The sequence below is a fragment of the Nostoc sp. genome (genome assembly GCF_036917135.1).
Lineage (GTDB): Bacteria > Cyanobacteriota > Cyanobacteriia > Cyanobacteriales > Nostocaceae > Nostoc.
Window position 1 is genome coordinate 13,830 of record NZ_JBALEA010000037.1, and the last position, 24,862, is coordinate 38,691.

General features: G+C 43.7%; 23 protein-coding genes and 1 pseudogene. 19 read left to right on the top strand and 5 right to left on the bottom strand.

Annotation, left to right across the window (positions count from 1 at the left end):
• The first annotated feature begins 42 nt into the window (after window positions 1–42).
• From V7K50_RS10845 to V7K50_RS10860, 4 genes are all read left to right on the top strand, one after another.
• A complete protein-coding gene (locus V7K50_RS10845) occupies window positions 43–1,581 on the top strand; it encodes an amidohydrolase family protein (protein WP_334959844.1) in 1,539 nt (512 codons plus the stop codon).
• Window positions 1,582–1,688: 107 nt separating this feature from the next.
• Window positions 1,689–2,357, top strand: a complete 669-nt coding sequence (locus V7K50_RS10850) for a dienelactone hydrolase family protein (RefSeq protein WP_334959846.1) — start codon at window positions 1,689–1,691, stop codon at window positions 2,355–2,357.
• 422 nt (window positions 2,358–2,779) lie between these two features.
• Window positions 2,780–3,778, top strand: coding sequence for an aldo/keto reductase (locus V7K50_RS10855; protein WP_334959848.1), 999 nt, complete (start codon window positions 2,780–2,782; stop codon window positions 3,776–3,778).
• A gap of 181 nt (window positions 3,779–3,959) precedes the next feature.
• Window positions 3,960–5,819 (top strand): ABC transporter ATP-binding protein, encoded by a 1,860-nt coding sequence (locus V7K50_RS10860; protein WP_334959850.1) that lies wholly within the window; start codon window positions 3,960–3,962, stop codon window positions 5,817–5,819.
• Window positions 5,820–6,127: 308 nt separating this feature from the next.
• Here V7K50_RS10860 and V7K50_RS10865 read toward each other — a convergent pair whose 3' ends face one another.
• Window positions 6,128–8,383: a pentapeptide repeat-containing protein gene (locus tag V7K50_RS10865; protein ID WP_442944575.1), complete on the bottom strand. Its 2,256-nt coding sequence runs from the start codon at window positions 8,381–8,383 to the stop codon at window positions 6,128–6,130.
• Window positions 8,376–9,389, bottom strand: a complete 1,014-nt coding sequence (locus V7K50_RS10870; protein WP_334959851.1) for a zinc-dependent alcohol dehydrogenase family protein — start codon at window positions 9,387–9,389, stop codon at window positions 8,376–8,378. The genes V7K50_RS10865 and V7K50_RS10870 overlap by 8 nt, the downstream gene beginning before the upstream one ends.
• Window positions 9,390–9,552: 163 nt before the next feature.
• Between V7K50_RS10870 and V7K50_RS10875 the strand changes: the two genes are divergently transcribed.
• From V7K50_RS10875 to V7K50_RS10885, 3 genes are all read left to right on the top strand, one after another.
• Entirely contained in the window at window positions 9,553–10,005 is a 453-nt protein-coding gene (locus V7K50_RS10875) for an acyl-CoA thioesterase (protein WP_334959852.1), read from the top strand.
• Between the two features lie 264 nt (window positions 10,006–10,269).
• Complete coding sequence (locus V7K50_RS10880) at window positions 10,270–10,875, top strand: DUF3318 domain-containing protein (protein WP_334959854.1); 606 nt, start codon at window positions 10,270–10,272, stop codon at window positions 10,873–10,875.
• 351 nt (window positions 10,876–11,226) lie between these two features.
• Window positions 11,227–11,418: a hypothetical protein gene (locus tag V7K50_RS10885; RefSeq protein ID WP_334959856.1), complete on the top strand. Its 192-nt coding sequence runs from the start codon at window positions 11,227–11,229 to the stop codon at window positions 11,416–11,418.
• A gap of 162 nt (window positions 11,419–11,580) precedes the next feature.
• Here the strand turns inward: V7K50_RS10885 and V7K50_RS10890 are convergent, their stop codons facing one another.
• The gene (locus tag V7K50_RS10890; protein WP_334959858.1) at window positions 11,581–11,985 is read right to left on the bottom strand and encodes a hypothetical protein; all 405 of its coding nucleotides are present in this window, start codon (window positions 11,983–11,985) and stop codon (window positions 11,581–11,583) included.
• 632 nt (window positions 11,986–12,617) lie between these two features.
• On the opposite strand from V7K50_RS10890, the gene dndE reads away from it, so the two are divergent.
• From dndE to V7K50_RS10925, 7 genes are all read left to right on the top strand, one after another.
• Window positions 12,618–13,004: a DNA sulfur modification protein DndE gene (gene dndE / locus V7K50_RS10895; protein ID WP_334959860.1), complete on the top strand. Its 387-nt coding sequence runs from the start codon at window positions 12,618–12,620 to the stop codon at window positions 13,002–13,004.
• 42 nt (window positions 13,005–13,046) lie between these two features.
• The gene (locus V7K50_RS10900) at window positions 13,047–14,504 is read left to right on the top strand and encodes a DNA phosphorothioation-associated putative methyltransferase (RefSeq protein ID WP_334959862.1); all 1,458 of its coding nucleotides are present in this window, start codon (window positions 13,047–13,049) and stop codon (window positions 14,502–14,504) included.
• A 341-nt stretch (window positions 14,505–14,845) separates the two neighbouring features.
• Complete coding sequence (locus tag V7K50_RS10905) at window positions 14,846–16,147, top strand: AmpG family muropeptide MFS transporter (protein WP_334959864.1); 1,302 nt, start codon at window positions 14,846–14,848, stop codon at window positions 16,145–16,147.
• Window positions 16,132–16,545 carry an ABC transporter permease gene (locus V7K50_RS10910; RefSeq protein ID WP_334799107.1) on the top strand — a complete coding sequence of 138 codons (414 nt, stop codon included), beginning with the start codon at window positions 16,132–16,134 and terminating at the stop codon, window positions 16,543–16,545. The genes V7K50_RS10905 and V7K50_RS10910 overlap by 16 nt, the downstream gene beginning before the upstream one ends.
• Window positions 16,546–16,837: 292 nt before the next feature.
• A complete protein-coding gene (locus tag V7K50_RS10915) occupies window positions 16,838–17,029 on the top strand; it encodes a hypothetical protein (protein ID WP_334959866.1) in 192 nt (63 codons plus the stop codon).
• A gap of 18 nt (window positions 17,030–17,047) precedes the next feature.
• Window positions 17,048–17,617: a GNAT family N-acetyltransferase gene (locus tag V7K50_RS10920; protein ID WP_334959868.1), complete on the top strand. Its 570-nt coding sequence runs from the start codon at window positions 17,048–17,050 to the stop codon at window positions 17,615–17,617.
• A gap of 160 nt (window positions 17,618–17,777) precedes the next feature.
• Window positions 17,778–18,536, top strand: a complete 759-nt coding sequence (locus tag V7K50_RS10925) for a HEAT repeat domain-containing protein (RefSeq protein WP_334959870.1) — start codon at window positions 17,778–17,780, stop codon at window positions 18,534–18,536.
• Window positions 18,537–18,753: 217 nt separating this feature from the next.
• Here the strand turns inward: V7K50_RS10925 and V7K50_RS10930 are convergent, their stop codons facing one another.
• Window positions 18,754–19,161 (bottom strand): phosphomannose isomerase type II C-terminal cupin domain, encoded by a 408-nt coding sequence (locus V7K50_RS10930; RefSeq protein ID WP_334799110.1) that lies wholly within the window; start codon window positions 19,159–19,161, stop codon window positions 18,754–18,756.
• Window positions 19,162–19,203: 42 nt separating this feature from the next.
• Window positions 19,204–19,494 (bottom strand): annotated as a pseudogene (locus tag V7K50_RS10935) (PQQ-dependent sugar dehydrogenase); the annotation flags it as partial.
• A gap of 364 nt (window positions 19,495–19,858) precedes the next feature.
• Between V7K50_RS10935 and psb28 the strand changes: the two are divergent.
• From psb28 to V7K50_RS10960, 5 genes are all read left to right on the top strand, one after another.
• Window positions 19,859–20,200 (top strand): photosystem II reaction center protein Psb28, encoded by a 342-nt coding sequence (gene psb28, locus V7K50_RS10940; protein ID WP_334959872.1) that lies wholly within the window; start codon window positions 19,859–19,861, stop codon window positions 20,198–20,200.
• Between the two features lie 105 nt (window positions 20,201–20,305).
• The gene (locus tag V7K50_RS10945; protein ID WP_334959874.1) at window positions 20,306–20,830 is read left to right on the top strand and encodes a MogA/MoaB family molybdenum cofactor biosynthesis protein; all 525 of its coding nucleotides are present in this window, start codon (window positions 20,306–20,308) and stop codon (window positions 20,828–20,830) included.
• Window positions 20,831–20,925: 95 nt separating this feature from the next.
• Entirely contained in the window at window positions 20,926–22,677 is a 1,752-nt protein-coding gene (locus V7K50_RS10950) for a diguanylate cyclase domain-containing protein (RefSeq protein WP_334959876.1), read from the top strand.
• A 281-nt stretch (window positions 22,678–22,958) separates the two neighbouring features.
• Complete coding sequence (locus V7K50_RS10955; RefSeq protein ID WP_334959878.1) at window positions 22,959–23,738, top strand: MBL fold metallo-hydrolase; 780 nt, start codon at window positions 22,959–22,961, stop codon at window positions 23,736–23,738.
• A gap of 203 nt (window positions 23,739–23,941) precedes the next feature.
• Window positions 23,942–24,859, top strand: coding sequence for a histone deacetylase family protein (locus tag V7K50_RS10960; protein ID WP_334959880.1), 918 nt, complete (start codon window positions 23,942–23,944; stop codon window positions 24,857–24,859).
• The last annotated feature ends 3 nt before the right edge of the window (window positions 24,860–24,862 follow it).

Below are 24,862 nucleotides of genomic sequence, written 5' to 3' on the forward strand. Positions count from 1 at the left end.
AATTTTTTGTTCGGATAATGTGCAGTAGGCAAGGAAAAAAACATGACTGAATATAGCCGATTGAAGACCTCACGCTCCGCCGCCATCAGAGCAACCCTTGATTATCCGGTAATCGACACCGATGTTCATACCAATGATTTCACCCCAGCTTTTGAAGATTACATCGCTAAGTATGGCGGCGTGAAACTTGTAGACGAGTTACGTAAAACTGAAGCTTCCCGTCTTAACTCCAAGAGCAACGGTAAAGACTGGTATCAGCAAACCCCTGAAGAACGTCAATACAACCGCACCATCCGATCGCCTTGGTGGGCTAGAGTTACCAAAAACACACTGGATCTCGCTACTTACACCCTCCCCGAATTGCTCTATGAGCGTCAGGCGGAGCAAGGGTCAGACTATTCGGTGCTGTTTCCTAACAATGTGCTGGCACCGGCTGGAGCTAGTGCAGAGAACCGTCAGGCGCTACAACGTGCAGTCAATCACTATCATGCTGATATTTACCGGAAATATAGCGATCGCTTGACACCGGTAGCTGGCATTCCCTTGACCAATCCCCAAGAAGGCATTGAGGAGCTAGAGTTTGCCGTTAAAACACTGGGTTTGAAAGTGATTAATATTACTGGCGGGGTGAAACGTCCGGTAAAAGCGATCGCTGATAAATATCCAGCCGATCAATTCCCCGAAATCGCCAAATATGCTTCTTATATCGACTTTTACGGACTAGATAGTGAATACGACTATGATCCATTCTGGGCGAAAGTCGTGGAACTGGGTGTACCCGTAACCACCCATTACGGCAGTCAGGGTTGGACTGGACGCTCCTCTATCAGTAACTACATGAATAACCATATCGGCCACTTTGCCGATGGTTCAGAAGCTTTTGCTAAGGCGTTGTTCTTCGGTGGTGTTACCAAGCGTTTTCCACAGTTGCGAGTAGCTATGCTCGAAGGTGGTGCAGCTTGGGGTGCCAACGTCTACATTCATTTGGTAGATCGCTTCTCCAAGCGCAATCTCAAGGCACTGCAAAACTACAATCCAGCATTGACCAATGCCGATGAGCTATTTGAGATATTTGAGCAATATGGGGCTGAAATTACTCAAGGGCATTCCCTCGATAAGGATGAATTGACCAAGACTGTACTCGGAGCTTCATTCAGTCGTCATAGTCGGGCACCCATTGGTAGCGAACTAGAGGATTTTGCAGCAGCAGGTATTGAATCAACTGAAGACATCCGCGATCGCTGGGTGAACAGTTTCTTCTTTGGTTCTGAGTCCGACGATCGCACCATCGCTGCCGCATTCAATGACAAAGCCAATCCTTTGGGAGTAAAAATCAACGCGATTTATTCCTCCGATGTAGGTCACTGGGATGTGCCAGATTTGACTTCCCCCTTGGCTGAAAGCTGGGATTTGGTGCAAGAAGGCGTTATTACCGAAGCCGACTTTAAATCCTATGTATTCGCTAATCCCTACAAGTTTTACACCCAAGCTAACCCCGAATTTTTCAAGGGTACAGCGATCGAATCTAAGGTAGGTAACCCCGAATTTAACCAAGTGGACAAAAGCCTAGTAGTAGCGTAATAGGAATTTTAGATTTGGGATTTTAGATTTAATTCCAATCCAAAATCCCAAATCTAAAATCCCAAATTGAATTGCCCAATTCCCAAATAAAATTAGGAGTCACAACAATGCCTGTCGAACAACGCTCTTACAACACTAACAATGGTTCCTTGCCTTATCTTTTCTCGCCTGTTTCTGACAATGCCAAACAACCTGCACCCTTAGTACTGTTTCTGCACGGAGGACGCGATCGCGGTACGGATTTGAATGTGCTACTAAAATGGGGTTTACCTCGTTTCGTAGATTTATCCGACTCCTTACCTTATGTCTTCGCCGCACCTCAGATTCCGGCTGAACAGACTTGGGCAGATCGAGCCGATGATGTGCTTGCTTTGCTTGATGAACTGCTCGTTTCCCAACCCGTCGATCCAGCGCGGGTGATATTGGCTGGGTTCAGCTTAGGCTCGGCGGGTATCTGGCATATCGCGGCTTTGCATCCCGATCGCTTCGCAGGTTTAGTACCTGTGTCTGGACGTGTACCAAAAACATTAGCAGAAAGCGAACTAGCTGCACTCAAAGACATTCCTGTTCAGGTATTCCAAGGTGGACAGGATAAAAATCTGCCGATTGAGGATACAGAGCATTTTGTTGAGCGCCTACGCAAAGTCGGTGGGAAAGTCGATTTGACAGTGCTGCCGGAAGGCGATCATTTTATTGCAGATCAGGTATACGGCGATCCGAAGTTGCAACAGTGGCTAATTTCACAAAGCCGTCGTGAAATTTCTGTAGTCGCTTGAGGTGAAATGTCCAAAAACTAACTTTGTAATATTCCGTTAGGTAGGCAAGATGCCTGCCTAACATATTGTGAAAATTACTATTTTTAACGAACCACAGAGGCGCAGAGAACACAGAGAGAAGAATGAATAGAAATTTTCCCGAATGATTTAGGACTGCCATAACAATATATTAATATCTGCGCTCACCCAAAAGCAGAAGGTTATGCAGAATTTGCTGCCATCGTACAAAACTGGGAAGGTTGGTTAAATTGGTTCACGCCTTAAAAAATATCTATCCTATTGGCTATGTGTCCTATAGGCTTTTTGTTCTGCGTTAGCGTTCGCGTAGCGTCTCGTAGAGAAGCGGGGCGGAACGCACGTCGCATTCTATTTAAAAATTTCAACACTTTCTCAATCAACTACTTTCAATCAACAACATATCTATGACCTTAGCAACTACCAATTTCGGTAAAACTGGATTGACCGTTTCGCGCCTTTGTCTCGGCACCATGACCTTTGGATTGCAGACCGACGAAGAAACTTCCAGGGACATCCTCGACACTGCTGCCGATGGCGGAATTAACTTTTTGGATACAGCCGACGTTTATCCCCTCGGCGGCGGGCTTACCACTGCTGGACGCACTGAAGAAATCGTTGGACGCTGGCTGAAAGGCAAACGCGAACATTTTATCTTGGCTACTAAGTGCGTCGGTCGGGTTGGCCCTGCACCTTGGGATCAAGGGGCTTCGCGGAAACATATTTTGGATGCGATTGATGCTTCCCTACGACGGGTAGGAACAGATTATATCGATTTGTACCAATTGCACTCCGACGATGCTTCAACCCCTCTTGATGAAACTCTGGAAGCGCTGGATGCGGTGGTTCGTGCTGGCAAGGTGCGCTACATCGGGGTTTCCAACTTCTTAGCTTACCGACTCGCCCGCGCCTTGGGTCGGGCTGAAACCCGCAATTTCACCAAGTTCATCTCGATTCAGCCCCGCTACAACCTGTTATTCCGGGAAATAGAGCGAGAATTATTACCCCTAGCGAAAGAAGAAGGGTTGGGTGTAATTTCCTATAATCCTTTGGCGGGCGGCCTCCTTACTGGCAAACACATTCTCGCTCAAGGCCCCACTTCAGGCACTCGTTTCACCCTAGGTGCTGCCGCAGAACGTTATCAAGACCGCTACTGGCACGATCGCGAGTTTAATACTGTTGAGGAATTACGCACAGTAGCGGATCTCGCCGGATTGTCTCTCACTACCCTAGCAGTAGCTTGGGTTTTATCTAATCCAATTATCACTGCGCCCATCATTGGCGCTAGTCGCCCACCACAACTTGCTGACAATCTCAAGGCAGTAGAACTAAAACTCGACGACAGTTTGAAACAAAAGTTAGACGACTTAACTGCCGAATATCGAAGAGGAGATTCTCTTCGTTAGGAATGATTTTATTTAACACCACCGGACGGCTAAATTACACCTATTTTCAGGTAAATAGACCACGCGGTAGGGGCACAGCATGCTGTGCCCCGACGACATCTGTGGTTCAAATACATGAAAACTGCTGTAAGCCGTCCATTTTTATTTTACAGAAGAGCTTAATGCTACGAGATCGACTTTTATGAAGAAAAAGATTAGCCAATCCAAATTCTTTCAACGTGCTGCCGATGCACCAGATTTGCCATCAACTCCATTCAGGTTCATTTGCTATTTCGTTAACCAGTTTCGCTGGTGGTATGTGTTAATGGTGATCCTGGAAATCATACACGCAACCTGTGGCATTATGTTGCCTTATGCCATTGGCGAGATCATCCGGGGCGTAACGCGATCAACGGGCGATAGTAAGCCCATTTTTGATGCCATGAGGCAACCCCTGATGCTGTTCATCGGTTTAAGTGTAGGTGAAGTGATCTTCGGGCGATCGGCTGGACTTTTGCAAACTATCCTCCATCCCATCCACCGACAGCACATTGTGCGATCGCTATATGCCTACTTGCAACACCATTCCCATCGCTACCTAAGCAGTAGTTTTTCCGGGGCATTGGCACATCGAATTAGCGAAACTTCTCTGGGTGTTACCCAAACGATGCAAATGATGATTACTGAATTTATGCCAGTAATCGTTGTGTATAGCGTCGCCACGACGATACTGTATCGCGCCTATCCTCCCCTAGCTGCACTTGTGGGAATATGGGCGGTTCTCTTTATCAGTATTTCCTTCTGGCTGGCAACTCGCTGCCGATTTTACTCCCGGAAAGCCGCCGCCGCCAGAAGTGAGACAACTGGTATTATCGTAGATGCGGTGACAAATCTCACCAGTAGCCGATTGTTTGCTCGTTTCGGTTTTGAACGACGCTATTTGAATGAGCAATTAAAGCGCGAAATCAAACACGTCAGAGAGTCCAACTGGTACTCGGAGCGAATTCGCTGGTTTCAGTTCATCTCAGCAGCGATTCTGAAAATCAGCACCCTATATTACTCGCTCTCTCTCTGGAGTCAAGGAAAGATCGCTACTGCTGACTTTGTTGTAGCAACCAGTCTCTCGCTGTTGATCATCAGTGAAGCGCGTAATTTGAGCCGCCGCTTTCTGGAATTTTTTGAACATGTCGGTAATGTCGCCAATGGTGTCTTCATCATCATTCAACCCCACGAGTTAGTTGATCGCGATCGCGCGATCGCCCACTCAATTACCCAAGGTAAAATTGAGTTTCGACGGGTGAATTTCAACTACACCGATGAGAAGAAAGTTTTCAACAACCTTTCTGTCACCATCGAACCGGGACAGCGTGTAGGATTGGTGGGTTTCTCCGGTTCGGGAAAATCCAGCTTCGTGAATCTGATTCTGCGTTTGTTCGACCCACAATCTGGACAGATTATCATTGATGGGGTCGATATTCGAGATATGACTCAGGATGCTTTACACGCTCAGATCAGCTTGATTCCCCAAGATCCGTCTTTGTTCCATCGCACCTTGCGGGAAAATATTCGTTACGGACGCTTGGATGCAACCGATGAGGAAGTGATCGAGGCAGCGCGAAAGGCTCACGCTCACGATTTTATCGCTCAAAGTCAGGATGGTTACGATTCTCTGGTGGGCGAACGTGGTGTCAAGTTGTCTGGAGGGCAGAGGCAGCGCATTGTGATTGCGCGGGTAATTCTCAAAGATGCGCCGATTCTCATCTTAGATGAAGCCACCTCTAGCCTTGATTCCATCACCGAAAAAGCGATCCAGGATACCCTCGACTTAGCCATGAATGGGAAAACGGTTATCGTAGTGGCTCATCGACTATCTACTATCGTGCATCTAGATAGGATTCTGGTGTTCGACAAGGGTCGGATTATTGAAGATGGTTCTCATGCTAAACTGCTGGCACTCGGCGGCGCTTACCAGAAGTTATGGAAGATGCAGGCAGGTGGATTTCTGCCGGAAAATCTCGGCGAGGAGGGTATACAAAAAGTTGAAAAGGGCATGCTCGCTTGACATTTTCTGCTACTTGAAGAATAGCGATCGCAAATCGTCTCTATGAAAATCAGCATAAATTCTCGCTAATTACTGCTGTCAGTCAACCTGGTAGAGAAAGAGGAAGTGCGATCGCAAAGTTTAAATAGAATTGATAGCACTGACAAATCCCGAACGGAAAAATGTCGTATACCAATGCTGCAATCCATTGAGCGTGTCACCAATAAGGTATGAAGCATAATAAACTTTTGCACTGGACTATTGGCGGTTTTGTTGCAAAAACTGATGATAGACACGTATAAATCAAGCAAAAGTTTAGGTACAAAAAATTACTTCAGATAAATCAGCAAATTCAACCCCGGAATTGTACGGGAAAGTGTCCACAAAACTAGGGTGATGTAAATTAAACCCAAACTCCATTGATACCAAGCAAGTGCAGAGATGATACCTGGTAGGTGTTCATCTCGTAGGCGAATGTCGTTAAATCCTAATTTAACTAGGTTGTTAAGACTAAAATCATAGTAGTTTAGCCAGTTCCAACGGCGATCGCACAACAAGGGCATATATCGTTCCCGAAATGTCTGATTCCTTGGTATCACTGGCAAACGTCCAATCAATAATCGTAATTGGCGAAATGTGCCGTCTTCTGTGAAGTAAGAAACGTCCATTAAATCATGATAACGACCTTCTTGGTAAAGTCGGATCAATAAAGCCATTGGTACGGGGACAATAATTATCAAAAGACACCCCAATGTTAGCCAAGGTTGTTCAGCGTTGCGAAAGATCGCTAGTAAGCTGAAGAATTCTAAAACGCTAAAACTGACTAATATCGAAATGGTTTCATAAGATGTGGGAATAATTGGTACAGGATGCAGCCGACGACAGCGATCCACTAGCCAAAATAGTAAGCCGAAATAAGCGATCGCTAATCCTCCCACACCAAACACTAACCAAAAACTCGTACCATAGCCACTCAACAATAACAGTAAACTCAATGCCAACCAACTCCACGCTTGCAGTAACCACCCACCGATAGAAAGGGTTTCGCCAACAATTAGGCGATCGCTCAGTTGGGTATATTTTTCTAAACCGATGTCTGCTAAGGTGAGTAACTCATTGCTGTTGCGAAATGGTTTGATGAGACGACGCTGGGCGATCGCTTTGGCTTGAGTTGGAGAAAAACCCAGATGAATCAAATTTGCGACAGTTGCACTGTTAATATTTGTAGCCGTCAAACGGCGACTCATTTCTATTAATCGCAGTCGCTGTTTTGTGTATTCCAGTTCATTAGCATCAGCAACTTGCTGTTGTTGACGGAAATTTTGCCCCAAATTCCGCAAGATGTTTTGATTACCTTGCAATGTAGGGATACAAAACATTTTACCAATCTCACCGGGATTACCTAAAATTTTCGCTTGGTTGGAGTTAAAAGTTAAACCAGGTACGCTTAAACAAGCCTCTATCGCAAATCTGGCATCACTAAAATCTGCTTGGTTAAGAATGTTTGCACCTTGCAGATTTACCGATTGGTTAAACTCTGCTTCCCGAAAGCTTACAGCTTGTTCAAAAGTCGCCTCTGTTAAAAGCAGGGAATTATTAAAATCCGCTTTAGTAAACTGTACTTGATTGGCAAAGCGCACATCCGAAAAATCAGCATTTTCTTGCCACTGGACACTACTGAATTTAGCCAACTGTTTAAAATTGGCTTGGTTGAAGTTAGCAGTTTTTTCAAAGATACTGCTTTGAAAATCAGCAGTTTCCTGAAATTTAGTTTGTTTAAAATTAGCTTTTTCAAAAAAAATACTGCCTTGAAAATTGCTTGCTTGCTTGAAGTTAACACTAGCAAAATTAACGGAACGAGCAAATCTTGTTTCAGTCCAGTTAGTAGGTTGGAGAAAAGTTGCACCTTGGGCATCTACAGACTGAAGAAAAAATGTATTGGAGAATTTCACTTCACCATTAAACCGAGTTTGCACTAGTGTTAAGACACCACGAAAGATGATGATTTCACTGGATGGTGTTGGCTGTGTTCCTAAAAGCGATCGACAATCTTTAGAGTTGGGTAAAGCGTAAGTGTAGGTTGTCGGGTATATCCCTAGTGAATCCAGACAAACGAGGCGCAAACGTTCTAGTTCTTGTTGTTCGGTAGCGGTGAAAATGGGAGCAATTTCTTGACCATACAAAGGTGTTCTTAAACCCAAATTGCTGCCGACAAAATCCCCTATAATTAGAGCATAACTGAGGTCTAAACCTAAAGGTTTTGCACCTAGTTCTTTTCGCAGCAGTTGGTAAAAAACATCATGAAAACTGGCGTTTTCTGGGCGCAAATCAATCACCATCTTCTGCAAATCTATAGTCAAATTTCCTTCGCGGAGTCTGGGTGTATGCAGTCGTTCTTGTAATAATTCTAGAGTTAAAGGTGTGCGTTCTGGTTGTGTTTGTGCTGCTAAAGCAGGTAGGGGGAGGAGGAAAAGAGTTAAAACGCAAAGGTACGCTAAGGAAAGCGCAGAGGTTCGCAGAGAAAGCTTTGTGTGTGCTTTTTTGAAGTTGTGCGTGTGTATGCGTTTAAAAATTAATTTATGCAAGTTCGTCGCTAATTAGCAGAACAATTTTACCTGCTACAGTACCGCTTTCAATCAGTTGGTGGGCTTTAGCTGCTTCTTTTAAAGGAAATTTGTGACTAACATGGATTTTTAACTTGCCTTCATCGATCCAGGTGGCGCATTGTTTGAGAATTTCTGCCTGATGCTGGAGGCTCTGTTCTAATCCTAGCAATGCTGGTGTTAACATTAATTCTAAACTAATGCGGAGGTTGCGTTGTCTAGCAGTTTTCCAAACAGTATTGGCATCTGGTTCGAGAATTGTCACAATATCGCCGTATACTCGCACTGCGGGGAAGGTTTTGTGAAAGGTTTCGCCGCCTACGGTATCAAAAGCTAAGTCTACACCTTCGCCGTTAGTCCAATCTAATACTGCTTGCACAATGTCTGTTTGTTTGTAAAAAATTACATGATCAGCACCAAGTTGTTTGACGAAGTTAGCTTTTTCTTCAGAACTGACTGTGGTAGAGACAGTGGCACCTTTGAGTTTTGCTAATTGAATTGCTACATGGCCGACACCACCAGCACCCGCATGAATCAAAACTCTTTCACCAGGTTCTAATCGTCCACGTTCATATAAAGCTTCCCAGGCGGTGATTAATACTAAAGGTGCTGCGGCTGCTTCGGCAAAGGAGATGGAAGCGGGTTTCCGTGCCACAAATCGCTCATCTACAACGGTATATTCAGCATAGTTTCCTTGATGTGCGCCTAAGCCACCATAGCAAAAATATACCTCATCACCTGGGCGAAAATGCTGAACCCCAGCACCGACTGCTTCGACAATACCAGCACCATCACATCCTAAAATTGTCGGTGTGCGATCGGGGTAAAAAGTGCCTCGGCTACGAAGTTTAGTGTCAATGGGGTTAATGCCAGCTGCTACCAAACGTACTAAAAGTTCAGTATTCCCTACAGGAACAGCAGGGTTTGGTACTTCTTGTACTTGCAGAACTTCGGGACTGCCAGCTGTTGTCATCAAGACTGCTTTCACAACTCTTTCCTCCTGGCTTGAGATGCACGTTATTATGCAACTTTAGCGCAAGAGGGTAAACACATAGCTATTTATGAGGGGAAAACTGCTCATACTTGTGTCTGTTTTAGTCTAAACTCCAGTATGATACTTTGTCACTGAGCAGTGACTTTGAGGATTGAAGATGCAAAAAATTTCCTTTGAGTTACAGGTTTATTCTTTCCACATTGATTTTATTGGTCATGTGAACAACACTGTTTATATTCAGTGGATGGAAATTGGACGGACAAAACTGCTGGAAGCTGTTGAAATGCCAACACAAAAAATTTTTCAGCAAGGGTTTGTTCCGGTTTTGGTTCAAACCAATATCACCTATAAATTACCGCTCTATTTGGGCGAACTTGTGCAGGTAGAAATGTGGATCTCTGAACTGAAGAATGCTTCTGCTATTATGCAGTTTTGTTTCTATAACGAACAGAAAATATTAGCAGCAGAAGGATGGCAAAAGGGACTGTTTGTAGATAGACAAACAATGCGCCCAAGGCGGTTACGCCCAGAGGAACGTTCTTTGTTTGCGCCTTATGTGCATTCCCAAGTAGATGCTAAACCCGCTAATTCACTGGTTGATATGCCGTAAAACCAATATTCCGCAGAAATCAAATCTATACTTAATTCTTCTATAGGACTCATATTTGATTTCAGAAAAAACTCTGTATAATTTGCCAGATGTTGTCATCAAGACTGCTTTCACAACTCTTTCCTCCTGGCTTGAGATGCACGTTATTATGCAATTTTAGCGCCAGAGGGTAGACACAGAGCTATTTATGAGGGAAAATTACTAATAGTTGTGTCCTTTTTAGTCTAAACTCCATTATGCACATTATGGCTAATAATTATATTTATGGAGCCAAATGTTGAAATTCGCCGTTTGTTAGATGTGATGCCTGCTTCTGGTCGGATGACGACAAAACTTGTTAGTAAGCCGGAGCAAGCAAAAGTGATTGATGCGTCCTTTCCCCAACCCTGGAATCAGACGCGACCAATATATATTAATTTTGATTTGTGGCGTCGCTTGACAAAGCCGCAACGAGATTTGCTACTGTTGCAAATGGTTAGCTGGTTGACGGGGGTGAAGTGGTTTAAGCCTGACATTTACCAAGGTGTGGTACTGGCTGGGTTGTTAGGGGGATTCTTGGAAGCAGCACAGTCAGATGTGGTGGGTGTAGCCGTTGCTGGGGGGCTAAGTGCGATCGCCACTTTTCGGATCTGGCGTACTAATAAATCTCAAGAGTCAGAGTTAAATGCCGATGCAGCAGCAATTAAAATAGCACAGAGGCGCGGTTATTCAGAAACAGAAGCAGCACAGCATCTACTATCTGCAATTGAAGCGGTAGCCAAAATTGAAGGGCGTTCTGGTTTAAATTTTACCGAATTGATTCGTTGCCAAAACTTACGAGCGATCGCAGGTTTATCACCTGTGGGGATGCCAGAAAATTATGATAAGTAGAATAAATGTCTGTGCGACCCATTTGTAGCAACACTTAAAGTGAAAAGTCTTTACCTGAGTTTTTTACAGCGATCCATCCAAAACGTCTAAATTTCAGATGAGGTTCTGGTCTTGTCTAAGGTTAATTTTTAGTATAACTTGGTTAGGTCTCTATTCGACTCAACCCAGAAGCGCTATAGCTGCAATGGATGAGGCTATTCTACACTGGAATAAGAGAATGTGTGTTTAACTGACTTAGATATCAAAAACTGGGGAGTTTTGTCATACCTTCTCGGTATTGCTGATGAGGTGATTACCTCGTGTGGTAAAACTTAACTTAAATTCTGTCAGTTACTAAGGGAGTTGATAGGAATGGGTAACTTTATTATTTTTGCCTTGATCGTGGTTTACGGAGGCGGCGTTTGGAAGTTTTGGAATGGGTTTGAGCGGACTAATTTTAATCCAAGTTTGACCAATCGCATTGGTTTATCTTTGCTATGGCCAGCTTTGTTTATTACAAATCAATCCTATCGTCGAAACTTTAGAAAGGCGTTAAAGGGCTAGAGTTTAGTATTAAGTCTAAGGTCAGCCGATCATGATGGTGACATATATCTCACTATAGATCTAACCCCCTAACCTCCCTTCCCTAGCAAGGATGAGAGGTTAGGTTTGCTTCTTTGAGGAAGGAGAGCAATTAGGGAGTTATGAGTTCGATGAATTCACGAACTATTTATTGGTTAATACATGGATTGCTCCACCTACAGCAGCACCATCAACAGCATTGCCAAGGGTATCTCTGCGATGGCCTGTAATTATGCCAGTCAATGCGCTAGCCCCTGCACCGACTCCGATATCTTGACCAAGGTTTCGGTGACGACGATTGTGATGGTTTCTCAGACCGTTTGCACCATTGACGGCTGCGCCAGTCACGCCACCCCTAACAGCATTGGTTAATACACCACTACCATTTCCCCTAACAGCTCCGGTTACCACATTGGTAACAGCGCCAATACCTACATCTCGTAGTATTTGATCATCAGCAGCAGCCGGTTTTGCGGGAACTAAGGTGACACCAGCTAAACTTGCAGCCATAAGACTGGGTAAAAGTGTACGCTTTAGGATATTATTCATTGTGTTACCTTCTCAAAACATCAAACAATCCAAAGTTACTGAAACCCGATAAAATCTGATTTTATCATCTGAACAACAGCAACTATTTATTGTTCGAGAGTACTTATATAATCTCATTTGCAAAGTCATAACTGCATCTACTGAAAGCATGAATATAGATTCAGTCCAGAGAAGGCCTTGATGATTTATTACTACAAGCTGGGCATTAGGTATTGACAAAAAAAATTAAATATGCTGTCTGGATTATTTAGATATGAAAGTTGCCTTTTCATTACTAGCAAAGAATTTATGATGATAAACCGCGTAGTGTTTACCCTATCTATCTAAAGGTAGTTGCCAAAATAATTAAACTAACTTCTTGCGGCTGATATTTAATTTTCCTAGTTTAGCAGCTAGACGTTGCGACGCCGATAGCGTAGCGGTAGCGAGTCCGCGTTCGCTTTTAGCGTCTGTCTGCGACACGCTGCGCGAACGTAGAGAGCGTCATAGTCCGTCGTAGACATCGCTCTCATCCTGTCTTTAGCAAATTACCTTGATTATTCCACCAGCGCAACCAGGGTAATTCTAAATATTGACGGGGGACTCCCGCGATCGCGTTGAATTTTTAGTAAAAGTGATTATTGACGAAGATTATGGAATCACCAATCGAACGTATTCGCCTCTCCCAAACAGCCAAAGAGCAACTTACCAAGCTCAGACGCAGCACCAAAATTGAGCAATGGAATATCCTATGTCGTTGGGCGTTTTGTCGTTCCCTCGCAGAATCAACCGCCCCCTCCCCCGTCCCAATTCTCCAAGATAGTAACGTCGAAATGACTTGGCGCGTCTTTGGCGGTGAAATGTCCGATATTCTGCTCCTCGCCCTCAAGCAACGCTGTCACAATGACGGCTATCCCACCGACAAAGAAACCCTCGCCAGCCAATTTCGCCTGCATTTGCATCGCGGTATTGGCTACTTAGCAGGCGATCCAAATATCAAGAAAATTGAAGATTTAATCGAACTGGCCATGAAATCTTGAAACAATATTAGGTGCTGGGTGTCTTAATTACGAATTATTCTTATGCCTGAAGCGCTAGAAATCGAGCGTCACAGAGCTGCGATCGCTCGCACTGACATATCTCGCCCCGTGCGATTGGCAATAGAATGGGCAATCCTAAATCAAGACACCACTTTTTTTGACTACGGTTGTGGCTACGGTGGTGATGTTCAGCGAGTAGCAAACTTAGGCTATACCAGCGCAGGCTGGGACCCTTACTACTATCCTGATGTACCACGCACCGCCGCCGATGTGGTCAATTTGGGCTATGTCCTCAACGTCATTGAAGACTCAGAGGAACGCCGTCAAAGCCTGCTCCAAGCTTGGGAACTCAGTGGGAAAGTTTTAATTGTCGCGGCTCAAATACTGATTAACGCACCCAGCAAAACCCAACTTGCTTACAATGATGGCATTGTGACGCGCCGCAATACTTTTCAGAAATATTACGAACAAGAAGAACTCAAAACTTATATTGATGAAGTACTAAATACCGATGCCATACCCATAGCATTAGGTGTCTACTTTATTTTTCGAGATGAAGCCGAAAAACAAAGTTTCAAAGCTATCCGCTTCTTTTCTACCACCTCTACACCGCGAGTCCGCATCCCCACTAAGCGGTTTGAAGACTACGAAGAACAGCTGCAACCACTCATGGCTTTTTTTACCAAGCGCGGCAGACTACCCGTGAAAGGCGAATTGGAAAATGAACCGGAATTACTGAGGGAATTTGGGAACTTTCGCCGCGCCTTTGGTGTAGTTTTACAAGCTACTGATGAAGCTGAATGGGATGCGATCGCTTACCGTCGTTCTCTAGATATCCAAGTTTATCTCGCCCTAACTCACTTTGATAAACGCCCTGCATGGTACAAGCTAGCGCCAGAAATGCGTCACGATATCAAAGCCTTTTTTAGTAGCTATGAAGAAGCTTGTCAAGTAGCCGATCAAAAGCTTTTCAGTTTAGGGAAATCTGGCGTGATTCAAACTGCTTGTGAAAAAAGCAAAATTGGTAAACATACACGCGGTGCCCTTTATGTCCATGTTTCGGCACTAGCAGCACTTAACCCCGTGCTACGGATTTATGAAGGTTGCGCTAGCCGTACCATTGGGCGTGTAGATGAAGCCACATTGATCAAATATCACACTGATAAGCCACAAATATCCTATCTGTGTTACCCTGATTTCGATACTGATCCCCATCCAGCATTAAAAGCTAGTATAACTATTGACTTAAAAACCCTAGTCGTTACTCACCGAGACTATGCAACTAGAGCAAATCCGCCGATTTTGCACCGCAAAGAAACATTTGTGATCAGCAACTACCCCGGCTATGAAGAATTTGCTCAACTCACCAAACAAGAAGAACAATTAGGATTACTCAATCACAAAAGCGACATCGGTACGCGTGAAGGTTGGGAGAAATGCCTTACTGCACACGGGGTAGAAATCAGGGCACATCAGGTTTATTCCATTAAGGAAAATTAAGCAATAATCACACTGTTAGAGTATTGCTGATAAGCTAATGGGCATTTAAGTTGCATAATCAAGGCGGGCAAGATGCCCACCCCACAAGATGTTGAGAAAATTTTAATATGCAAATTAGATGTGTTTTAGCTTATAGCGTTTCCTAATCATAGAAGGTTATATTTTAGCCCCCTCCCCGCAAGCAGGGAGGGGTGGGGTTCTTGTACCTCACTCAACCGATAACCGCTATATGTATCTTAAATAAAGAAAATCTTCGCAGGTTTGTGTGCTTACACGAAATTAGACAGCAGTTATGGCAAGATAACTGCAATTCAATTAAATAAAAAGGAATCTTCAAGATTGTGGAAGTAAATAAATCGCTGTTACGAATTTATGGCAGCCCGAAGATGGGAGCTTTGTTATTTCTTGGCTTTTCATCAGGGTTGCCGTTATATTTAACCAGTCAGACATTACAAGCATGGTTGACCAAAGAAGGAATCAGCTTGGCAGCGATCGCCGCTTTTAGTTTAGTAAAGCTACCCTATTCTTTAAAATTTCTCTGGTCGCCTTTACTAGATAGATTTGTACCGCCTTTTTTGGGGCGACGTCGAGGTTGGATGGTAATTACACAAGTAGCATTACTGTTAAGTATAGCTGCAATGGCTCTACAACACCCATCTCAAGGGCTACAACCTTTAATAATTGCGGCTGTGTCCGTTGCTTTTTTTAGCGCCAGCCAGGACATTTTAGTTGATGCTTACCGCACTGATGTAGTGGAAGTACAAGAAAGAGGTGCTGGAGCATCTATTTATTTATTGGGTTATCGCCTTGCCATTCTAGTAACCGGTTACGTCACGCTATTTTTGGCAGACAGAATGCCTTGGCAGGCTGTTTACCTGTTGATGTCGCTGTTGATGCTCGTAGGATTAGTAAGTTCTATTTTTGCACCAGAACCAGTCCTACGCGATCGCCCACCTCAGACTTTATCCGCCGCAGTCAAATTACCCTTCATTGAATTTTTCCAGCGTCAGGGCTGGCTACAAGGACTTTTAATCCTGATATTCATTGTGATCTACAAGTTGGGGGATTCTTTACTTAAGAATGTATCCACCCCATTTTTGTTAGATAAAGGCTTACATTTCTCTCAAACCGACATCGCATTTCCTGGTGCATTGGGAATTTTTGCCACTATTGTTGGCACCTTGGCAGCAGGAGCAGTAATGACCAAAATTGGTGTTAATCGGGCGCTTTGGATATTCGCCATCATGCAGGCTGTTGGAAACTTGGCTTTCTTTGCGTTAGCAGTAGTAGGTAAAAACTTCTATCTAATGTTAGCTGCCGTTAATATAGAACAATTCTGTGCCGGTTTAGAAACTGCTGCTTTTGTAGCATTTTTGATGAGTCTTTGTAACCAAAGCTTTTCAGCTACACAGTACGCCTTACTTTCGAGTTTGCAGGCTTTTAGTAGAGATATTGTCACAGCTCCAGCAGGTACATGGGCACAAGCCACCGGCTGGTCTACATTCTTTCTACTGACAGCAATAGCAGCTTTGCCAGGATTACTATTATTGCCATTCTTTGCCCCTTGGAATCCAAAGCCAGTGGTAGTATTATCCAGACCAGGATTAGAGAACGAAGAAGAGGATATATGGGGAATCAAGTAGTTATTGCTGTCGGCACATTTATTCTCTTACTCACTGGTTTATTACTTGGCTATGTTCTCTCGCAGTTAGTTCTAGGATTTCTCGCATTTAACCTCCTAACTTTTTTTGGAACACTCAGCCTAATTTTAATTTTTGGTACACTTTATTACGTTTTATTTTGGCAGTTGCGGAGAGAGCAGTCTCGGTCATCAACTATAAATGAAGGGATACCAAACCAGGTAGAGGAGGGTTTATCTGATAGCTATCTCAAAAACAGGCTAATTGCTAAATTATCCGGTGACACTGCTGCTGCCGAACGGTTAATTGAACAAGCAAAAGAAACTTATCCTGGGATGCCGGAGAATTGGTATTGCGAAAGAGTGCTTGATGACTTAGAGCGCGATCGCCAGAAGGAGTAGGGAAGTTGGGAGTTAGGAGTTAGGAGTTAGCAGGACAAGAGAGAATTTTTCCAATGCCCAATACTTCGGCTTACCTCGGCTTCGGCTCCATCGAGCGAAGTCGAGATGCTCGGCACAAGTCCCGGTAGTTGAGCGTAGCGATGCACTGAGCGTAGCCGAAGTGTCGAAACTCAGTACAAGTGCCCAATTCCCAATTCCCATGCACATAAAATTGCTAAAATAAATCAAGAATACTTCACAAATCTTCAGCTAAGTTCTCATAAAAGTTCGTCACTCTGTTTGCAATTAAAATATGGCTATTTTTCGTCAATACATCGCCCCACTGCTTGCAGTTTTGGTATTTCTCTTTGCCTTAGTCGCAGTCAGCGCCCGGATCTTTTTACCTTCTGATATGGCAGCACCCGCACCAATTGAAAAGGTAGAGATGAGTTCTCAACCGACTCCAACTGATTTACCACCAGCAGCACATAACTTAGCTAGCTAAGTAAATAAACGTATTGAAGTGTCTGAACAACTACTACCTGGGTATATTATTCGCCGTGGCTCCGCTTTGGAGCGATCGCTTCTGCTTAAATTCATGCAGCGAACTTATGAGGATCTCTTTCCCAATGAGGATTTTTCCCATTTAGAGCAAACAGTTAAGCAATACTTTTCTAGCGATACGCCCTTGTGGTGGGTTGAGGAAGAGGGGGAGCAGGGAGCAGGGAGCGGGGAGCAGGGGGAGATGGGGGAGACAAGAAGAATAAGCAATGCCCCATGCCCCATTCCAAGTGCCCAATTCCCAATGCCCAATTCCCCTATAGCCTGCCTCTGGGTGGGGAATGCCATAGATCAAGTACATGGAAACCGTCATGCTCATATCTTTATCCTCTACGTTGTACCAGAACATCGGCGACGGGGCATTGGTAGGGCGTTGATGCGATATATAGAAAATTGGGCTATTGAAAGAGGCGATCGCCAGATTGGACTGCAAGTGTTTCAATCGAACAAACCCGCATTGAATCTTTACAATCAGTTAGGTTATCAAACCCAATCCATCTGGATGGTAAAATTCCTGAGTGCAGAACAATAAACATCATGATTGCGATCGCTGTAGCGTCTGAGGTTCTCGTTTGGATAAAACTCAACGAGGGTAAAAATAAAGTGTATAATATTGCAACTTATATTTATAAGGTTTTAATTTATTGGCGCGGGGGTATATGTTAATCCCTTTTCGGGATTGAAATGAAATTATGTATGACGAAGACGATCTAAGCCTACTCGATGTTGAGGACGAGCTAGAAAGCCCCTTAGATAAAATAGAGCCGCTAACTGCCGAATCAGTTGTGGCAAGACCCGATCCAGAAGTGATGCTATCCCTCCTGGAAAATCCCCAGCCCCAGCAACGAATGTTAGCGGCACGTGCTTTTTGTGATATTGAAGATGCACGTGCGACTCCCCATCTAATTCGCCTGTTAACTGATACCTGTCCTTTAGTGCGGGTGAGTGCAGCTTATGGACTCGGACGCAATCCCAGCTCAGAGGCAGTGAGTCCGTTAATTGCTCAACTCAAAAATGATTGGAATGGCTATGTACGTAAAGGTGTTGTTTGGGCTTTAGGAAACTGTCGCGATCGCCGTTCTTTGCCACCCCTAGCAGATGCCCTAAGAACTGACATTTCCGCAGTACGTTTGTGGGCTGCTAGCGCCTTAGCACAGATGGCAGAAGTAGGTTATGAAGCAGTTATCGGGGCAACACCACCATTAATTGAAGCCTTAGTCAAAGACCCCGTGGCAGCAGTGCGGAGTAACAGTGCTTGGGCAATTGGTCAACTGTGCCGCGAACTACCTTCTAATGTAGTTTATGCCACAGCGATCGATGCCCTAATTCAAGCCTTTGCCGAAGACCAAGATTTGGGAGTACGGGAAGACGCCAAAGCCTCACTGTTAGGAGTGGGTGATCCCCGTGGCTTACAGTTGATTGAAACCCTGGAACAAGAAGGGTGGTTTTAATTTGGGCATTGGGCACTTGTACTGAGTTTCGACACTTCGGCTACGCTCAGTGCATCGCTACGCTCAACTACCGCGACTTGTGCCGAGCATCTCGACTTCGCTCGATGGAGCCGAAGCCGAGGTAAGTCGAAGTATTGGGAAAGAGGAGGCAGGAGGTAGAAGTTTTTGAATTTTGAATTTTGAATTTTGAATTGATTTCTCCCTCATCTCCCAGTCCTTACTGACCTTCAGCTACAGGTTTGACCAAATTTAAGTCATAAGGACGCTCAGTATCATCCTCACCTAAATATTCACCATTTTGAATTTCTAGAATAACTAGCGGAATATGTCCAGGATTTTCTACCTTATGTAGGGTTGCTGCGGGGACATAAGTTGATTCGTTTCGATTTAGTAATGTTTCCACATCGCCACAAGTCACCTTTGCCACACCAGAAACTACAACCCAATGTTCATTGCGGTGATAATGAATTTGTGGTTTAATTCCATGCCTGGGCTTAATTTCAACACGACTAATTCTATAGGTTTCTCCCTCCTCGATCACCTCCACCTCGCCCCAATATCGTGTGCCGGAATGTGGAGACAATTCGTTGATATTTGACTGAATATTATTTTCGTTTTGAGTCATAACTAATTTCTCAACTAGATGATTATGGATATTTTGAATTGTTCACTCCCCGGTATACTGAATCCTGTAAATCCGATTATTGGCTTCTTCTGTTAATAGTAGACTACCATCTGGCAACACGAGTAAACCTACAGGTCGTCCCGAAGTGGTTGGTACAGAAGGATTTAGCAAAAATCCGGTGAGAAAGTCTTCGTCATAACCTGGCGATCGCCCTTTAGCATCGAAGGGAACAAATACCATTTTATAACCAGTGCCGCGATCGCGGTTCCAAGAACCACGAAAAGCAGCAAAAGCACCGTTCCAGTATTTTTGTGGAAAGGTTTTACCATCATAAAGAACCCCACCCCGCATTTGCTAAGGCAAACGCTCCCCTCCTCGCTTGCGGGGTGGGGTGTTAAGGACTTTTGCAATAGGCCTCTAGACTGATGCTAGGCTGTTGACTTTGTACCTTGGGTAGAGAAGAGAATATGGTTGTTGAGCTTCATAAAAAAGAGGGGTAAAGGGTTAAATTAGGTCAATTTGGGGCAATAATGCAAGTGACAATTGAAAACCATCGCCTCGTAACTTTGTTACTTGATAATCAAGCAATTTAAGTGTATATACTAAAAAAATGAATAACAGTAGCCTGTAGATCGTGGTGTTCTAATTGATGAGAGAATATTAAATTAACCATCACAAAAGTTTAAATTCATTGATCATGACGAAAATCCAATTTTCTAGAGGTCTTGACGAAGAGGTAACTCCAGAGGTGCGGCTGACGCGATCGCGCAGTGGCGACAGTGGCACAGCGACGTTTATTTTTACCAATCCAAAGATTTTAGATCAAGGTAGCACTGAAGATATTACCGGGATGTACTTGATTGACGAAGAAGGTGAGATAATTACTCGTGAAGTCAAGGCTAAATTTGTCAACGGGAAACCGGAAGCATTAGAAGCACTTTATGTCATGAAATCTGTTGAAGAATGGGATCGCTTTATGCGCTTCATGGAGCGGTATGCTAAAGAAAACGATCTGGGACTGAGCAAAAATGAGGCATAGGGTATAGGGCATTGGGCATTGGGCATCGGTAATTATTGTCATGCCCAATGCGCCATTCTCCATGCCCAATTAAATTATCCATGATCAAAAGTTTATGACTGCTCGATGATGTCACAACCCCACCCAGACTCGCCTAAGATTACGGTAACTTGTGCTGTGGTTACTGTCAGCGATACACGCACTTTGGAAACAGACAAAAGTGGACAGCTAATTCAGCAGTTACTCTTTGGTGCTAACTATGCTGTAGGAGCCTACACGATTATCAAGGATGAACCGACCCAAATTCAAGAGCAGATAGAAAATCTGGGTAAAAGCTCAAATTTGGATGCTGTAATTTTCAATGGTGGAACGGGTATTGCACCCAGGGACACCACTTATGATGCCATTGAGAAGTTGTTGGAGAAAACTTTGCCGGGATTTGGGGAGTTATTTCGTTTTTTAAGTTATCAAGAAATTGGTTCGCGGGCGATCGCTTCTCGCGCTGTTGCTGGTGTTTATCAAAATAAATTAATCTTCTCGCTTCCTGGTTCCAGTAATGCTGTGCGACTGGCGATGGAAAAATTGATTTTGCCCGAACTCACTCACTTGGTAAGTCAAGTTTGTCAGGGATTTTCAGCCTCTCCCAGATAAACACGAAGGTATGAGACACTAAAATCATCCCTTATGTACTTACATTTTGAGGCTACAAGGATTATAGTAAGCCGGTGTTTAATCTCAAATAAGCAATGGAGCCTATTCACTGGAATTGCACAATTGCTCACGGTATCACCGCATTTTCATACTTTGGTATCCCCACAGTGATATGGGTTTTTTTTGCCAAAACCAAGGCAACCATCCCTTCTAAGTTTTGGCTAGCCTTTTTATTATCAGGTGGATTTGTACTATTTTGCGGATTTCATCATTTTCTGGCGATTTTTGAGCCATATATGCCAGTGTCGTTGCTGCACTTATGCGTACTCGATGTAATGGCAGTTATTTCCTTGGCTGCTTTACTCAACCTGATGCCAACCACTCATCGAATTTTAGAAGCGATCGCCAAATCTCAAGAAGATACCCGCGAACTTCAACGCAGCCAGCAGATGCAACAGCTATTTCTAGATCATGGCCCCTTTGGAGCCTATATCAAAGACGAGCAATCTAGAATTCTTTACTACAACCAGGAGATACAGACTAGATTTTCAATAGATCCACAAGAATGGGTGGGGAAAATGGATAGTGAAGTTTTGCCAGATCCAGAAGAGGGGCGGCGGGTAATGGAAAACGATCAAATCGTTTTGAAGACTCTACAACCCTTAAAGCTGATTGAAGAGGTAAAAGTACCTGGCAATCATCACCCGTGCTACTGGCTATCGTTTAAGTTTCCGTTCCGCGATTACACAACGAGCGCTTACCGCATTGGTGGGATTAGTATTGATATTACAGAATCTATAGAAGCACAGCGATCGCTCACTGATCTAAATCGGCAGCTAGAACAAAAAACACTACAATTAGACACAAAAAAACAAGAACTTATATATCTCTCAGATATGGCAGATATGCTTTATTCCTGCGAGTCTGAAGATGAGGTGTATCAAGTGGTGGCTTTAACTTGTTCCAAGTTATTTCCTAATATGAACGGTTGTGTCTGTATAATTGTTAATTCCAAGAATTATGTTAAAATGAATAGTATTTGGGGAGATAAAAGAACTAGTAAAGAAATATTTTCACAATCGGAATGTTGGGCATTGCGGAGAGGTAAATCAAACCCTTTATCGCCTCTTAACTCAGGACTGATATGCAGCCACTTAATACAGCCTGTTAGCGGCGCACATTTGTGTATTCCATTGTTTGGACAAGGCGAATTAGTGGGGATTTTACACATATATTGTATTGAAGAAATTAGTCCAGAAGATCAACAAACTGCTGAGATTATTGCTAGAACTTTAGGCATTGCACTGAATAATCTATCGATAAAAAAACGTCTAACCTATGATAGCTTGCGGGATGGAATGACCCAACTATTCAATCAAAGCTATATGCAAAACATCACAGAACAGAGGCTAGCGGAAGCTGATCGGTCGGGAGAACCTCTTGGTGTTATTTTCCTTGATATCGATAACTTCAAATATTACAACTCACGCTATGGGCATCTGACTGCCAACATTGTTCTCAAGGAATTAGCAAAACTGCTGTTAAAATCTATTCGCTCCTTTGACATTGCTTGCAGATGGGGTGGTGAAGAATTTGTGATTGTGATGCCTAATATGACAATGGAAGCGCTTAGGAAGCGAGTAGAAAAACTAAGGGTAGATGTTGAACGAATGCAATTGAAGGACGGCGATCAGATCCTCGAAAGCATCACCGCTTCTTTTGGAATAGCTTTATCAAAACCAGGGATTACGGTTAAGGATTTTCTGAATCAGGCAAATCAAGCGATGCTTGAGGCCAAGCGAAGAGGAAAAAATCGGGTTATAGAATATGCAAATACTTATAATTAATTCACACCTTATATCCCGCCACTGACCTGGGTACAGGTTCAGTGGCGGGATATAAGGTGTAAAGTTAAAAGAACTCCGTGTGTAGACTTAACCGGATGAATGTAGATATTGGACTTCTTGCATAAATCAAAAAAAAGAACCCCATCCCGCCTTTAACTTACGTCAAAGGCGGGGTGGGGTGTTAGGGGACTTTTGCAAGAGGTCTATTGGACTCATATCAGCGCTTACTAATAAAGCTGACACGATTGATAATGAAGGTAGGCGTTATTTTCATAAAATTTATGTTTTTAACTTGGTTAGATAGCAACTCTTGGCTGCTGGAAGTTGGCGGAAAACGAATACTAATTGACCCTTGGCTGGTTGGTTCGTTAATTTTTAGCAATTTGGATTGGTTATTTAAAGGTTCGCGATCGCAAAATCGCCCAATCCCAGATAATATTGATCTGATCCTGCTGTCTCAAGGTTTAGAAGACCACGCTCATCCACCAACGCTTAAATTACTTGATCACAGCATCAAGGTTGTAGCTTCTCCCAATGCTGCCAAGGTAGTACACCAGTTAGGTTACACCCAAGTAACTACTCTGGCTCATGGTGAAACTTTCACTTTAAATAATCAAGTTGAAATCAAGGCTTTCCCCGGCTCGCCCATTGGCCCGACTCTGGTAGAAAATAGTTATCTCCTCAAAGAATTGGAGAGTGGTTTAACCGTATATTACGAGCCTCATGGGTATCATTCCCCAGAAGTTAAGCAAGCTGCACCTATAGATGTAGTGATTACACCGTTTATTGAATTAACGTTACCTTTGCTTGGGCCGATTATTAAAGGACAAAATAGTGCTTTAGAAGTAGTAAAGTCGTTACAGCCTCAAGTAATATTACCTACGGCGGCTGGTGGGGATGTTTCCTTTGAGGGATTGCTGGTGAAATTCATTCAGACTAAAGGAAGTGCTGAGGAATTTCGCTCCTTACTTGACAAAAACAATCTGGCAACGCGGGTACTTGAGCCAAAACCAGGCGATCGCTTTGAACTACCATTAGAAAAACGAGCATTAGCAATCTAAGTTAGCTGCACCTAGCCCTACGGCGTGTTTTCAAAGTCTTAGATCCCCCCAACCCCCCTTAAAAAAGGGGGCTAAGACTCTCTTAAAGTTCCCCAATTTATCGGGGGATTTAGGGGGATCTAAAAAGTTAAGAAGCTAAACAAGTAGTTTGAAAACACACCTTAGTGATTAGAAATCGCCAGGGCTTGAGATTTTCTTTCCTTATGGACTTGCCAATTATTTACCACCGAGATTACGTTGCCCCATTACCTGAAGGGCATCGCTTTCCCATGTCTAAGTTCCGACAACTCTACGAATTGCTATTAACTGATGGTGTCGCTAATCAAGAACAATTTCACACCCCCGAACGTCCACCGTCAGAATTGATAGAGTTAGTCCACACCCCAAGCTATGTTCAAACTTATTGTGAAGGAACCCTAGATGCCAAAGCACAGCGACGCATTGGCTTGCCTTGGAGTCTAGCATTAGCGAATCGTACTTGTGTAGCGGTAGGTGGTACGATACTCACTGCTAAACTGGCATTAAGTCAGGGTTTAGCTTGTAATACGGCGGGTGGAACTCATCATGCCTTTCCTAGTTATGGATCTGGTTTTTGTATTTTCAACGATTTAGCGATCGCCTGTCGTGTTTTACAAAAACTTGGACTCGTCCAAAAAATCTTGATTGTAGATTTGGATGTCCATCAAGGAGACGGCACCGCTTTTATCTTCCAAGACGACAACAGCGTTTTTACTTTCTCTATGCACTGCGAAGTCAATTTCCCCGGTACTAAACAAAACAGCGATTTAGATGTTCCTTTACCGGTGGGAATGGAGGATGATGCTTATTTACAAACCTTGGCGAATTACTTAGCAGATTTATTGTCTAAAGTCAAGCCAGATTTAGTATTTTATGATGCTGGTGTAGATCCTCATATAGGCGATCGCTTGGGCAAATTAGCCCTAACCGATGCTGGGATTTTTCGCCGGGAAATGCAGGTTTTAAGTACCTGTATGAATAGCGGTTATCCCGTCGCCTGCGTCATTGGCGGTGGTTATGCTGATGATATGAAATCTTTAGTTTGGCGGCATTCCCTAATACATCGCGCCGCCAGTCAAGTTTACCAGCAGTATAAACTATAGTCA